Source organism: Paenibacillus sp. VMFN-D1, from assembly GCF_003386155.1.
GTDB classification, from domain to species: domain Bacteria; phylum Bacillota; class Bacilli; order Paenibacillales; family Paenibacillaceae; genus Paenibacillus_AQ; species Paenibacillus_AQ favisporus.
Genome location: NZ_QRDU01000004.1, coordinates 346,229 through 360,237, shown reverse-complemented (window position 1 = coordinate 360,237; position 14,009 = coordinate 346,229). Strand labels below are relative to the sequence as shown.

Genomic DNA, 14,009 nt, shown 5'->3' with positions numbered 1-14,009 from the left:
AGGCCGCCCGGCGGACCACTGCGCTGTGCCGCTTCTCGCCCGTCTAAGGCTTCCCGACAGTGAATCCCTTCCACTCATCCGGGAGCAGCCCCTGATAGTGCCGCTGGAGAAAACGGTCATCGACCAGCACCAGCACGCCCGTATCCTGCTCGGAGCGGATCAGCCGCCCTCCGGCCTGCAGCACCTTGTTCATCCCAGGGAACACATAGGCGTAATCGTAGCCGCTTTTCCCGTTTTCATTAAAGTAATCCCGAATCAGGTTCCGTTCAAAACCGAGCTGCGGCAGGCCCACGCCGACCACGACGACGCCTCCCAGCCGATCCCCCTGCAGGTCGATGCCTTCGGAGAAAATGCCCCCGAGCACGGCGAAGCCGACGAGCGTATCGGCATTGTCCGCCTGGAACGCTGCGAGGAACCGCTCCCGCTCCTCCTCGGCCATTCCGGTATCCTGCACGATGATGCCAACCTCCGGGTGCAGCTCCGCAAAAGGCTCGACCACCATACGCATATATTGATACGACGGGAAAAAGACCATGTAATTCGCTTTGCGCTCCGATATAAGGCCATGCAACAGCTTCACCAGCGCGTCCCGGGTGTCGTCCCGGTCCCGGTACCTGGTGGACAGCGGCTCGATGCGCACATCCAGCTGCTCCCGGCTGAACGGCGACGGCACAGACAAGCTGTAGTCCTCCTCGCCGGCGCCCAGCATGTCCCTATAGTAGGACAGCGGAGACAGAGTGGCCGAGAAGAACACGGTCGAGCGGAAGCCTTTTCCCGCCTGCGCGAGCAGGTAGGACGGATCCATGCAGAACAGCTTCAGCACGCAGTCGCTGCCGTGAATCTCGGCATACGTCAGAAAGCGTTCGTCATACAGCTTGGCGATCCGGATATAATGCTGTGACGCAAAATAGGCATCCAGCAGCTGCTCCTGCAGCCCGGGGTCGCCTTTGGGAGCCAGCAGCTCCCGCTCGGCTTCGGCGATGAACAGCTCCAGCCGCTCACCGAGCTCGCGAGGCTGTTCCTGCCACTGCTTCTGGCGGGCTTCGCCCATTTCCTTTTTCAGTTCGATAAAAAATTTATTGACCGCATCCGCCGCCTTCTGAACCCCGGCATCCACGCCCTTGTATCCGCGCTTCAGCTCAAGAAATGCCGACTTGCCGATCTCAGCCGAGAACATGTCCCGGCCCCGATCAACGAGGTTATGGGCTTCGTCCACGAGCAGCACCGTCTGCCTCTTCTGCTCCTCGGGCAGCCGTTTGAACGAAACCCGCGGATCAAAGATGTAATTATAGTCGCAAATGACCGCATCCGCTGCGTAAGCCGCGTCCAGCGAAAACTCAAAGGGACATACCTGATGCTTGCGCGCGTAACGCTCAATGACGGCGCGGTCCATCACCGTTTCCTGGGACAGCATGTCCAGAATCGCCCCGTTAACCCGGTCATAGTAGCCGTCCGCAAACGGGCAGGCGTCCTTCCGGCAGACCGTCTCTTCCTGAAAGCAGACTTTGTCCTTGGCCGTAATCGTCACCGTCTGCATCCGCAGCCCCTTGGCCTGCATCAGCGCAAAAGCCTGCTCGGCGGCCGTTCGGGTGATCGTCTTGGCCGTCAAATAAAAGATCTGCCCAAGCAGCCCCTCCCCGATCGCCTTCACGGACGGGAACAGCGTGGACATCGTCTTGCCGATCCCCGTCGGGGCCTTGGCAAACAGCTTCCGCTTCTCCTTCACCGCCTGATAGACCGCTCCCGCCAGCTTGCGCTGTCCTTCCCGGTAAGTGTCGAACGGGAACGGCAGCGCGCGGATGCTCTCGTCCCGGAGATGCGCATTTTTCAGCCGGAGCGCGGCATACGGGGTATAGATCTCGAGCACCCCCATCACAAATGCCTCGAGCTCCGCCAGCGTCAGCACCCGCCGGAAACGGCGCTCCGTGCCGGTATGCGTCTCGACGTAGGTGAGCTGCACCGTCATCCGATCCAGGCTGTGGTCCATGGCATAAATATAAGCGTAAACTTGGGCCTGTGCCCAGTGAACGGGCTTTCCGTCCCCCTCCATCGCATCCAGGCTCGCAGCGGTCGATTTGATCTCATCGATCATCCAGCCGTCATCCGTTTGGATCAGGCCGTCGCATCTTCCTTCGATGACATAAGTCAGGTCCCCGAACGGGATTTCCCGCTTCAGGAACACCTCCTTCTGGTCGCCTTCCCCGTAAGTTTTCTGCACCTGCTGGTGAATTCGTGTGCCTTCGACCATGGCGGTGGCCGACCGGAATCCGGAATCGATATCCCCGCTTGAGAAAGCATATTCCACCAGCGGCCGGACCGATATCCGAACCTCCGCCCGCTCCCGGTTCTCTTCAGACATAGGATCACCCGTTCCCCTTGTTTTTTCCATCATACCATAACTGGAGCAGGCAGTCCCAATTCGCTATCCACTAAAAAAAGCCCGCGCCGCCCTGATAAAGAGGCACGAGCTTTGTCTAATGAACTTATCCGGCAGCAGCAGGTTATGCGACGCCACCGTCTTCCCGCTATCTTCTCCGCGTCTCGGTCAAGCGGAACTGGTTGACAAGCTGAAGCAGCGATCCGGTGATGGACTCCACACTTTCCGATGTGCCCCGAACATGCTGCATGTCCTCCTGCAGCTCCTGCAGGGTGCCTTCCACCTCTGCCGATATGCTGCGGTTTTCGATGCTGACGGCGGCTACCTTTTCCATGATGCCTACCACTTCACCGACCATCTTGGTCTTGAGGCTGTCCTGATTGCCAGCCTGTCCCAGCATTTCAGAGGCCGAAGCGACGATTTTCGTGCCCTCCTCCACTGCCCGACTGCCTTCGTCCATGGAGGCAAAGGCCCGTTCCACCTGCCCGCCGATCTGCCGCAGCGTCCGTTGGATCTGCTCGGTGGAGTGCCGGGTAAGCTCGGCCAGCTTGCGGATTTCCCCCGCCACTACCGAGAAGCCTTGACCGTGCTCGCCCGCCCTCGCCGCTTCTATTGATGCGTTCAGCGATAACAGATTGGTCTGCTTGGAAATGTTCTCGATGGCCGTCAGCAGGCCGGCAATATCCCGCGTCGTTTCCATAAACGTCCGAATAGTCCGGTGGCTCTCCTCCACCTTATCCTGAATTTGCTTCATCTTGTCGCCGATATGCTGCACTTCGCTTTGCGCCACCGCAATTTGCTGAGCGGCCGCCTCCTCGATTTCCCGCAGACTAACGCTCATCTCCACCGACACGTCCTTGGCCACGTCAATATCCTTCAACTGGCCGCGGATGCCGCGGATCATGCTGTGAACCTTCCCGCTCACCCGCTCCGTCGAGTTGGCGGTCGACTGGGCCGTTGCATGCTGCACATGCTGACTGTCCTGAACGTCCTGCGCCGCCTGCTTAACCTGCAGCATGATGCCCTCCAGGGCATCGATCATGCTGTTTACCCATTTGCCGAGCTCCTTGGCCTCGTCATCCGCAAATTCGCGCAGGTCCAGCCGCTGCGTCAAATCCCCTTTGCCTTCGGCATTGATTCGGATGAACCGGCTCAGGCTGCGAAAATGCTCCGCCGTCCGCCGCGTCCCCCTGCGTTCAAGAACCGAGACCGCGATCCAGCCGAACAGCAGGTTTGCCGCCAGAACCGCGATCAGCCCCGTGACCGGAGGCAGACTCCAGGCCAGCAGGCCGAATAGAAGACCGTTCAGCACCACGCCCGCCAGGCATGTCATCAGATGCATTTTCTTCATCTTCCAACCGAAGCTCCGGAAGCGGTACACTTCCTCCAAATCCCCTTCGCACATCATCCCCCATACGTCCGGGCAATGCGGAAGCTGAAAGGTAACCCCTTTACCGATCACCGGAATGTGCCGGTAGTCCGAATACCCCGGAAACTCTACAAACAGATTGCTTCCATTCTGTATCGTGTTCGCCACTCCAGGATGCAGTTCTCCTGTGGCGGGGTCCTTGAACACCAGCTCCAGCTCGGTATGGTTCTTTACCTGAACCGTCCCGTAGTCGGTCCGAACCCCTTCTTTCAGGTTATCGCCGTGCGTAAAGGTAAAGTCCTCGAAGCGGCTCCGCGACAGCGCCGTTCCGGGCGCAATGTTCTTGTTCAGTCCCGGCTTGGCCATGAAAATGTAGTTATCGCCTGAATCGGGATACACATGCCCCTGCTCCCGTTGGATCAAGTCACCCAGGACATCGTTTGGAACCCGGCCGCACAGTGCCCCTTTCCACTCACCGTCATTCATGACCGGCAAAATAAACATCAGCGTCATCGCGTCGTGAAACGCCGAAGTGCTCGGGCCGACCTCTAATGTGGCCGGGTCGGAATAGGGACCGAACAGGCAAGGACTCCCCTGCAGCGTATACTTCAGACCCGGCTCGATCAGGCCCTCCCGGCTGCAGCTTGCCCCAATGCGGGACGGATGGGTGGAGTATACCACCTTCATGTCGTCACGAATCAGGAAAATCTCCGAGAAATCGGCACCCCTCTTCATATAGGAAGCGAACAGCGGCTCCAATGCAGCAGCCCCGGCAGGATCCTGGACGATATGGCCGAAGTTTGGGCCAAGCTGTATACTCAAGCGCTCCAAATGGGACCAATACTCCGTAACCCAGCTCTCTAATATTTGTATACGATTCTGGGCGATTCCCTCAAAAATGTTTTCGATATCCTCCTTCAAATGACGGTTTAACCGGTACGACCACCAGAGTGGCAAACCTGTTTTAAAGCCAAGCCAGTCAAACATCCCCCTCAACCCCTTCAGTGAACATTACATCATGTGTTAAATTATTTAACACAATATGATTTTCGCACATTTTACCTAAAATGCAGCCCCGGTTCAACACAATATTTTACAGTTTTTAGGGGGTTATTGACCGGTGGGAAATAAGCAGTGTACTGCAGTGTTTAGCGGGGTGTCGTAGTGTTACAGCTCAGTCCGCCTTCATCCGGCGGATCGGAAATCCGGACGTTTTCAAAGAATGGTTCAGAGGAGCGGCGGAAGCGGTTCATTTACTTCCCAATATGGTAAATGATAACTAGAAATGACAAGGATTCGCCTTTTGACATCTTTCTGAGCCAAAGGCATAATAAACCTATTGCCCTCGATTCCATGCGACAAAAGGGCTCAAGCAACCGCAGGATATTCAATTTTATGCGCAATCATCCAGCTTTTCGCGCGATATACTCAGCTGCCCGGCTTAGATCAGCCAGTCAGCCCGTTATTAAAAGGAAGGAAGTTGGTAACGTGTCTTCACTTCGTGAATTTCTGCGAAAACCGTTTGTCTTATTCACCATTCTTTTACTTTTAAAGGGGTATTTGGCATGGGCCGTTACGTTTAATGACCTGATGCCCTGGAAGCCCATCATTACCGAAATTCCGTTTATTTGGCTCGTATTCTGTCTGATTGAGTGGTTTGCCGGCAAGCGGAAATTCGGCGCTTATGTCATCGCCAACCTGCTGCTGACCACGATCTTTTTCGCCGTCATTATGTACTTCAAATACTATGGCGTCATCGCGACTTATCATGCCCTGGAGCAGGTCAACCAGGTTACGGCCGTCCGCAACAGTGTCTTTTCACTGATGGACCCTTACTATTTGCTGATCTACGCCGACATCGTCGTGATCTTTATCATCATGGTGCGCGGCCGTAAAGCGCGGCAATGGAAGGATCAGACCAGCCGCCGGGCCCGCCGGAGCGTCGTTACCGTACTGTTCATCCTGTCCCTCGTGATCTGCCTGTTTAATATCGTTCCGAACCGGGCCAGCATGAACGAGATCAAAAAAGCCCAGCAAATGGGCATTTTGAATTATGAAGCGTATACGATTTTCTCCAAGAAGAAAGAGGACATCGTTCCGTTGAACAGCATTACCCAGGCTTCGATCGATGAGCTCAAAGGCATTAAGAAGACCGATCAGCCGCAGCATTTCGGGGACGCCAAAGGCAAGAACCTGATCATTATCCAGCTGGAATCGTTTCAGAATTTCCTGATCAACCTGAAGATCGACGGCCAGGAAATTACACCTAATATGAACAAGCTGGCCAAAGAGCAGTACTACTTCCCGAACTTCAACCAAATGGTCGGCCAAGGCAATACATCGGATGCCGAATTCGTCGTGAACACCTCGTTCTACGTTCCGCCGAGCGGGGCAGCCACGCAGAACTATGTCGACAAGAAGCTGCCGAGCCTGCCGAGGCTGATGGAGAGCAACGGTTACGCGACCGCGACCTTCCATACGAACGACGTAGAGTTCTGGAACCGCGGGGAGCTGTATTCGTCCCTTGGCTTCCAGCATTATTACGACAAGTCCTTCTTCGGTGACGAAGACTCCTTCTTCTTCGGCCCATCGGACGAAGTGCTGTACAAGAAGACTGCCGCGAAAATGAAGGAAATGGACCAGGAAGACAAACCGTTCTATGCCCAGGTCATCTCGATGTCGGCGCATCATCCGTTTACGATTCCGGAGAGAAAATACCACATGCAGCTGCCTGAGCGGTACGAGGGTACGTTCGTCGGGGATTATATCCGCGCCCAAAATTATGCGGATTATGCGCTGGGCCAGTTTATCGATGAACTGAAGACTAACGGTCTCTGGGACGACAGCCTCATCGTCATCTACGGGGATCACATGGGACTGCCGCTGTACTCCCTGGATCGTGATGATAAAGAATTGATGAAGGAAATTTACGGACATGAATATTCCTATTCGGATATGATTAACATCCCGCTGATTCTGGCGGGCGGCTCGATCAAACATCCGGAAGTGAATAACACCGTGGGCGGACAGGTCGACATCCTGCCGACGGTCGCCAATCTGACGGGCGTTTCCGTCAAAGACCATATTCATTTCGGACAGGATCTCTTAAATCAGAGCTATAATCTGATTCCGGAGCGTTATTATTTGCCGACCGGTTCCTTCCTGACCGACAATGCGCTCTTCGTGTCGGGAGCCGGATACGAGGATGGAGCGCAGTACCCGCTGAGCGGCCGGACCTCGGTGGACGGCGGCACTACGGAAGACGAATATAACCGGGCACTTAAGCTCCTGAACCTGTCCGACAGCTACGTGAATCAGCAGCCGCTTAAATAAAGAATGGCCTCATGCATATCAAGCCTTGCCTGTACAATTACGGGCAGGGCTTTTATTTTTTTCGTTGTTATCATTGTGTTATCTACCTCCCACACATCCTTTCTCCACTCCAACACGTTCAGACTACCTATAATCATCATATTTCCTCAGCCGCACACTTGATCTTCAGGCTTATTTTGTTTATAACAAGTATATAAAGTTATCATAACTAAATGACGGAATACACTAACAAAATAACACAAGAAGAGGTGCACATGGTGAATTTAATGCGCAATAACTTGCTGGAAGGATATATCGGCGGCATGACCTGGGGATGGACCGGCATCCGGGGCACATGGGACACCCCTGAGGCCGGACATTCGATGGAGGAAATGGTAAAACGCCTCGGCGTAAACTGGACGGCCGTCACCTTTGCGGCCCTGCAGGATACGGCCCATTCGACGGAAATCCATTTTGCGGAAGAACCGACCGTAACGGATGAAGAGGTTCGCCATGCGATTGCCTCCGCCAAGCGTCTCGGCTTGCGCGTCTGCCTGAAGCCGGTCGTCAACTGCGCCGACGGAACTTGGCGGGCCCATATTAACTTTTTCGATATTGACGTGCCTTGTGAACCGAAATGGTCCGAGTGGTTTGACTCTTATACCCGGTTTATGCTGCACTATGCGGCTATGGCCGAGGAAACCGGCTGCGAAATGCTGTGCATCGGGTGCGAGATGGTGCAGACCGACCGCAGGGAACGGGAATGGCGCGAGCTCATCCGCCAGGTTCGGCAAGTATACTCCGGCATCATTACCTATAACTGCGACAAATATCAGGAAGGTCAGGTGGCTTGGTGGGATGCAGTGGATGTCATTTCATCCAGCGGCTATTATCCGATCGACAGCTGGGAAGAGCAGCTGGACCGCATTGAGCCGGTCGTCCGCCGGCACGGCAAGCCCTTCTTCTTTATGGAGGCGGGATGTCCCAGCCGGACCGGTTCGAGCCGGATTCCAAACGACTGGGGACTGCCCGGAGATCCAAACGAGGACGAACAAGCCGCTTATTATGAGCGGATGTTTGAAGCCTGCGCCAGCCGTTCATGGGTGGGAGGATTTATGCTGTGGGACTGGCCGGCAGCACTGTATGCACCAGAGGATGCCGCCGGGAATGATGATTACTGCCCTTATGCAAAAATGGCGGAGGGCCTCATCCGCGATCATTACAAGGCACAAATCCGCGAGCTCGGTGGACTGCCTGCCCAGCAATAAGCGATCTAAAGGGCGCACCGCACAGGAAGACAGAGCCTCGCGATTTCAACGTCTTCAGTCCGTACATACGGACAACCTTGTACACTCTCCGGAAACTTTGGAACTTCCTTTATCGATAAAAAGCATCCTGCCTGTTGGGCGGGATGCTTTTTGTTATGACTGGCTGAGATTGTATCGTACCTGCCGTGAAGTCAGCTCCCGGAGCCATCCGGCGCCGGCGCCGTGGAATCGCGGTAGACGATATCGCCGGCGAGCAGGATTTTTTCCAGAGGCGTATCCGCCTTGTCCATTCGTTCGAGCAGCTTCTCGACAGCCCGGCGGCCCATCGCCTCCTTCGGAACATGGACGGTGGTCAGGGACGGACTGCCCTTGGCCGCATCGGCGATATTGTCGAATCCGGAGACCGACACCTCCTCCGGAACCCGCACGCCAAGCTCGATCAGGATATCCCGGGCCGTCAGCGCAATCGCATCGTTGGCGCAGACCAGTGCGGTCGGCAGCGATTTGGATTTGATTCTCCGCGAGATCCACGACCGGATCTCGGGCTCGAAGCTGCCGTTCTCCAAATCGGGAAGCGGAATGACCAGCCCTTCCTGGCTCGGCAGCCCCTGCTCATCCAGCGCCGTCCGGTAGCCGATGGAGCGGTCCCGGAAGCTGCGCGAATACCGGTCGTTTCCGATGAACTGCAGCCGCTGATGGCCGATGCCGATCAGGTGGGTCGTCAGCCGGGCCATCACATCCATATTGTTCGCAAAGACCGTGTCGGACGGAATGAGCGGATCCTCCATGTCGACCAGCACGATCGGCAGCCCCATCCGGTGCACCTCCAGCAGCAGCGGCGTGGAAATTTCCCCGACCCCAATGAGTCCGAGAATCCCTTCCGGATTCAGGAGGCTGACAAAGTTGTCCACGTTCTGCTCAGAGATGATCACCATGCCCAGTCCCCGTTCCTCGAGGCTGATCGAAATTCCCTCCATAATCTTGCCCCAGTACAGCGATTCCCTGTTCTGAAAACGGATATTGGGCATCAGCACGATCACGGAATGCTTGGCACCGCTGCGCTTAAGCGTGTTGGGTTCCGTGCGGGGGCTTCTCATATAGGCTTTCTTTTGCGAAAAATACCCGAGCTGGGAAGCAGCCTGGATCACCCGTTCCCGGGTCATTTCATTGACTCCGCCCTTACCGGACAGCGCCTTGGATACAACGAACTTCGATACGCCCAGATGGTCGGCGATTTGCTGCATCGTAATCTTTTTGGCCATCGTCTCTATTTCACCTCAAATAAACTGTCATTCATGTTACGAATATTGTAAAGGGCTGCATCGGGCATGCTGCTTCCAAGGCGGTTTAGACGCCAGTGATACTACGGGTCCGGATACAGCCGTTTCTGGAACCATGTTTGTTAGTCTGCAGAATCAACAACATTATAACAAAATGGACGCCGGCATTATATAGAGACGATAACGAAGAACAGTGAAAGCCGGACTTTTCCAGATTTAGGGTAAAAACAATTGACTCTCATTACACAATCGTATACATTTGTATACAAACAACATTACACGTATACACATTTATTAATTCTAAGGAGTGACGTCAATGAAAGAAGATATGAACAACGAGGCCGGCCGGCAGCCGGAATTAGCTGCTGATCCCCGGATACTGGAGGGCGGCCGCTGGGAGCGAGGCGACCGGCACGGCGGGGGCCGCGGACACGGGCACCACGACCACGGCCGGCGCGGCAAAAGGGAGCATCACGGCGACGATGAGGGCGGCCGGAGCTTTCAGAGCGCCCAGACGTTTCGGCGCGGCCGCGTGCTGATGTTTCTGGAGCGTATGCAGGTCATGCGCAGCACGCTGATGCAGCAGCTGAGCCAGCCCGAGTTCCAGCCGATCCAGCAGGTCATTACCGGTGAGCTGAAGGCCGTTGACCAGATGATCCAGGAGTACATTCATACGTTCGAGCTGCGCGAAACGGGAGATGGCAAAGCCCCGGGTTCTTCGCCGGGAGGCCAGGCGCAGGCAGCCGATTCTGATACCAAGTGAGGTCCCGCCCATGTGGAAACTGATGATATCCTACCTTCGCCCATATAAGGTGTCGGCCCTGCTGGCTCCGCTGCTGATGCTGCTTGAGGTATCCATGGACCTGCTGCAGCCGGCGCTGATGGCGAACATCGTTAATAAAGGAGTTGTCCCCGGCGACCTTGCGTACATCGAGCGAACGGGTCTTCTGATGATCGGGGTTGCCGTAGTCGGGCTGCTTGGCGGCGTGGGGTGCACCGTCTTTTCAACTTATGCCTCTCAGCATTTTGGCACCGATCTCCGGGACCATCTGTTCCGGAAAATACAAACCTTTTCCTTCCGCAATCTGGACGAGCTGAAGACCGGATCGCTCATCACCCGGCTGACAAACGACGTCGTTCAGCTGCAGACAGTAGTCCAGATGATCCTGCGGAGCATCCGCTCCCCGCTGCTGTTCCTCGGCAGCCTCATCATGGCCCTCTGGATCAGCCCCCGGCTGACGCTGGTCCTGGCGGTATCGATCCCTGTCCTGGTCGTCTTTCTGGTGCTGCTGATCCGGAAGTCTTTTCCGCTGTTCGGCCGGGTTCAGTCGAAGCTTGACCAGGTAAACGGCGTCCTGCAGGAGAACCTCGCCGGCATTCGGGTCGTCAAGGCCTTCGTCCGCGCAGGCTATGAACGCAAGCGTTTTGCCGGCGCCAACGGCGAATACACGAAGGAGGCCATCTCGGCCAACCGGCTCTTGGGGCTGAACATGCCGGTCATGACGCTGATCCTGAATTTGAGCATCGTGGCGGTGCTCTGGTACGGGGGCGCCCTTACCCGCGGCGGATCCCTTCCCGCCGGCGATTTGATCGCTTATATCAATTACGTGACCCAGCTCCTGTTCGCCATGCTGATGGTAAGCAACATGCTGACCTTCATCTCCCGGGCCAGAGTCTCCGCGGCCCGGGTGCAGGAAGTGTTTGACGCGCAGCCGGACATTATCAATCCCACCGGCGCCCAGGCCAAGGAACCGGCGGCCGCGAACGTGGTCTTCGAGAATGTATCCTTCGGTTACGGGGAGCATCCGCATGCCGATCCGGTGCTCAGCGGGATCAGCTTTACAGCCAAACCGGGACAGACGACCGCCATTCTCGGCGTAACCGGATCCGGCAAATCCTCGCTCGTGCACCTGATCCCGCGGCTCTATGACGCCACCGGCGGCCGCGTGCTCATCGGCGGCACGGATGTCCGCGACATCCCGCTGGACATCCTGCGCGGGATGGTGGGCATGACGCTGCAGCAGTCCGTGCTGTTCAGCGGCACGGTGCTGGATAACATCCGTTACGGCCGGCCCGGCGCTCCGCTGGAGGAAGTGACCGCGGCGGCCAAGGCCGCTCAGGCCCACGATTTTATCATGCAGATGCCGGACGGCTATGAGACCGTGATCGGGCAAAAAGGCGTCAACCTGTCCGGCGGGCAAAAGCAGCGCCTGTCGATCGCCCGCGCGCTACTCGTTAAACCGCGGATTCTCATCCTGGATGACAGCACGAGCGCGGTCGACGTCGGCACGGAATCGCGCATCCAGGCAGCGCTGAAGGAGCTGATGAACCGCAGCACCAACATCATCATCGCGCAGCGGATCAGCTCGGTCATGGAGGCCGACCAGATTCTCGTGCTGGAGAACGGCTCCATTGCCGCCCGGGGGACCCACGAAGAACTGCTGCGGACCAGCGCGATCTATCAGGATATTTACCGTTCGCAGCGGAAGGAGGAAGATACGCATGCCGCAGCCAACTAAACCCGCCGGCGCTGAAGCCGGCCGCGGGGGCCCTCCCATGATGGGCCATGGACCCGGCCGAAACATGGTCATGCAGAAAGCCAAGCCCAAGCAGGCTGGTGCTACCCTCAGAAGACTGTGGGCCTATCTGAGCCGCCAGCGGTTCGAGTTGATTATCGTATACGTTACGACCATTCTCAGCGCGGTCATTTCCCTGATCGGCCCCTTCCTGCTCGGCAAAGCGATCGACCGCTTCATTATGCCGAAGGAGCATGACGGCTTCTGGTCGCTCTGCCTGCTGATGATCGGCATCTATGCACTGGGCAGCGTCGTTTCCTGGATTCAGGTGTACGTCATGACGGCCGTTTCCCAGCGCACCGTCTTAGCCCTCCGCCAGGACCTGTTCGATAAATACCAGCAGCTGCCGCTGCGCTTTTTTGATACCCATCCGACCGGAGAGCTGATGAGTCGAACGACCAATGACATCGAGAACGTGTCGAACACGCTGAACCAGAGCGTAACGCAGCTCTTGAACAGCATCATTACGCTGTTCGGGTCGCTGGTCATCATGCTGAAGCTCAACCTGCCCCTTACGCTCGTCAGCCTCATCAGCATTCCGCTCGTCCTCGTGGCCACCCGCCAGATCACGCGGCTGACCCGAAAGCTGTTCAAAGCCCAGCAGCAGCATCTCGGCGAGCTCAACGGCTTTATCGAGGAGACCGTCAGCGGGCAGAAAATCGTCAAGCTGTTCCGGCGGGAGCCTGTCGCGGTCGAGCAGTTCCAGAAGATCAATCACAAGCTGAATCAGGTCGGCATCCGTGCGCAGATCGCCTCCGGCATGGTCGGGCCGGTCATGAACATGGTGAACAACCTCAGCTTCGCCCTGATCGCGGCAGCCGGCGGCTGGATGGTGTTAAAAGGGCACACCTCCGTCGGCATCGTCGTCAGCTTTCTGAACTATTCCAAGCAGTTTGGCCGGCCGATCACTGAACTGGCCAACCAGTTCAACCTGATGCAGTCCGCTATTGCGGGTGCCGAGCGGGTATTTGAGATTTTCGACCTCGACACCGAGTATGCCGAAGACCACAAGCGGGCCGTCGCGGAGCTTGGAGAGGTGAAGGGCAGCGTCGAGTTCCGGAATGTAACTTTCAGCTATAAACCGGGAACGCCGGTGCTGCAGGACGTATCCTTTACCGCCGAGCCCGGCCAGATGATCGCCCTCGTCGGCCCGACGGGCGCAGGCAAAACGACGATCATCAACCTGCTGACCCGGTTCTACGAGATCGACCAAGGCGACATTTGCATCGACGGGGTGAGCATCCGCGATATGGATAAAGACAGCCTGCGGAGCAAGGTGGGAATCGTCCTCCAGGACGCCTACGTCTTTTCCGGCAGCATCCGCGAAAACATCCGGTTCGGACGGCTAGATGCGACCGATGCCGAAGTAGAACATGCTGCCAGGCTGGCGAATGCCGACCGCTTTATATCCCGTCTGCCGGACGGGTATGATACGATCCTGGCCGCCGAGGGCAGCAATCTCAGCCACGGCCAGCGCCAGCTGCTGACCATCGCCCGGGCGATCCTCGCCGATCCGGCCATCCTCATACTGGACGAAGCCACCAGCAGCGTCGATACCCGGACCGAAATGCATGTCCAGGAAGCGATGCAGACGCTCATGAAGGGACGGACCAGCTTTGTCATCGCTCACCGGCTGAGCACGATTCAGGATGCGGACCGGATTCTGTTCATCCACGGCGGACGCATTGCCGAACAGGGGAACCACCATCAACTGCTGGAAGCCAAAGGTTTTTATTATGACTTGTATACCAGCCAGTTTCAGCGGGCGATATAACTTAGTGGGTATAAGAAAAACGTCTATCGACGTACCTTCAAAGAAGACAGACC

Annotated in this window: 8 protein-coding genes; 5 read left to right on the top strand and 3 right to left on the bottom strand. The window is 56.7% G+C overall.

Annotated elements, in window-relative coordinates:
* Positions 1-43: 43 nt before the first annotated feature.
* Together C7820_RS25485 and C7820_RS25480 are read right to left on the bottom strand one after the other, a co-directional pair.
* Entirely contained in the window at positions 44-2,359 is a 2,316-nt protein-coding gene (locus tag C7820_RS25485) for a helicase C-terminal domain-containing protein (RefSeq protein ID WP_116233413.1), read from the bottom strand.
* 166 nt (positions 2,360-2,525) lie between these two features.
* Complete coding sequence (locus C7820_RS25480; RefSeq protein ID WP_116233412.1) at positions 2,526-4,733, bottom strand: methyl-accepting chemotaxis protein; 2,208 nt, start codon at positions 4,731-4,733, stop codon at positions 2,526-2,528.
* Between the two features lie 501 nt (positions 4,734-5,234).
* Between C7820_RS25480 and C7820_RS25475 the strand changes: the two genes are divergently transcribed.
* The gene (locus tag C7820_RS25475) at positions 5,235-7,079 is read left to right on the top strand and encodes an LTA synthase family protein (RefSeq protein WP_258875406.1); all 1,845 of its coding nucleotides are present in this window, start codon (positions 5,235-5,237) and stop codon (positions 7,077-7,079) included.
* Positions 7,080-7,333: 254 nt separating this feature from the next.
* Positions 7,334-8,326: a glycoside hydrolase family 113 gene (locus C7820_RS25470; RefSeq protein WP_397334221.1), complete on the top strand. Its 993-nt coding sequence runs from the start codon at positions 7,334-7,336 to the stop codon at positions 8,324-8,326.
* Positions 8,327-8,517: 191 nt separating this feature from the next.
* Here the strand turns inward: C7820_RS25470 and C7820_RS25465 are convergent, their stop codons facing one another.
* Positions 8,518-9,588, bottom strand: a complete 1,071-nt coding sequence (locus C7820_RS25465; protein ID WP_116233410.1) for a LacI family DNA-binding transcriptional regulator — start codon at positions 9,586-9,588, stop codon at positions 8,518-8,520.
* Between the two features lie 334 nt (positions 9,589-9,922).
* On the opposite strand from C7820_RS25465, the gene C7820_RS33575 reads away from it, so the two are divergent.
* The 3 genes from C7820_RS33575 to C7820_RS25450 are packed head-to-tail and all read left to right on the top strand — an operon-like array spanning position 9,923 to position 13,956.
* On the top strand, positions 9,923-10,369 hold the full coding sequence (locus C7820_RS33575) for a hypothetical protein (protein WP_181909196.1): 447 nt from the start codon (positions 9,923-9,925) through the stop codon (positions 10,367-10,369).
* 10 nt (positions 10,370-10,379) lie between these two features.
* Positions 10,380-12,125 (top strand): ABC transporter ATP-binding protein, encoded by a 1,746-nt coding sequence (locus C7820_RS25455; protein WP_116233409.1) that lies wholly within the window; start codon positions 10,380-10,382, stop codon positions 12,123-12,125.
* Positions 12,109-13,956 (top strand): ABC transporter ATP-binding protein, encoded by a 1,848-nt coding sequence (locus tag C7820_RS25450; RefSeq protein ID WP_397334220.1) that lies wholly within the window; start codon positions 12,109-12,111, stop codon positions 13,954-13,956. The genes C7820_RS25455 and C7820_RS25450 overlap by 17 nt, the downstream gene beginning before the upstream one ends.
* The last annotated feature ends 53 nt before the right edge of the window (positions 13,957-14,009 follow it).

Bases quoted from the DNA above. Each gene is read 5' to 3' on its own strand.
- C7820_RS25480 (WP_116233412.1), bottom strand. From the start codon at position 4,733: ATGTTTGACTGGCTTGGCTTTAAAACAGGTTTGCCACTCTGGTGGTCG.
- C7820_RS25455 (WP_116233409.1), top strand. From the start codon at position 10,380: ATGTGGAAACTGATGATATCCTACCTTCGCCCATATAAGGTGTCGGCC.
- C7820_RS25450 (WP_397334220.1), top strand. From the start codon at position 12,109: ATGCCGCAGCCAACTAAACCCGCCGGCGCTGAAGCCGGCCGCGGGGGC.
- C7820_RS25465 (WP_116233410.1), bottom strand. From the start codon at position 9,588: ATGGCCAAAAAGATTACGATGCAGCAAATCGCCGACCATCTGGGCGTA.
- C7820_RS33575 (WP_181909196.1), top strand. From the start codon at position 9,923: ATGAAAGAAGATATGAACAACGAGGCCGGCCGGCAGCCGGAATTAGCT.
- C7820_RS25485 (WP_116233413.1), bottom strand. From the start codon at position 2,359: ATGTCTGAAGAGAACCGGGAGCGGGCGGAGGTTCGGATATCGGTCCGG.
- C7820_RS25470 (WP_397334221.1), top strand. From the start codon at position 7,334: ATGGTGAATTTAATGCGCAATAACTTGCTGGAAGGATATATCGGCGGC.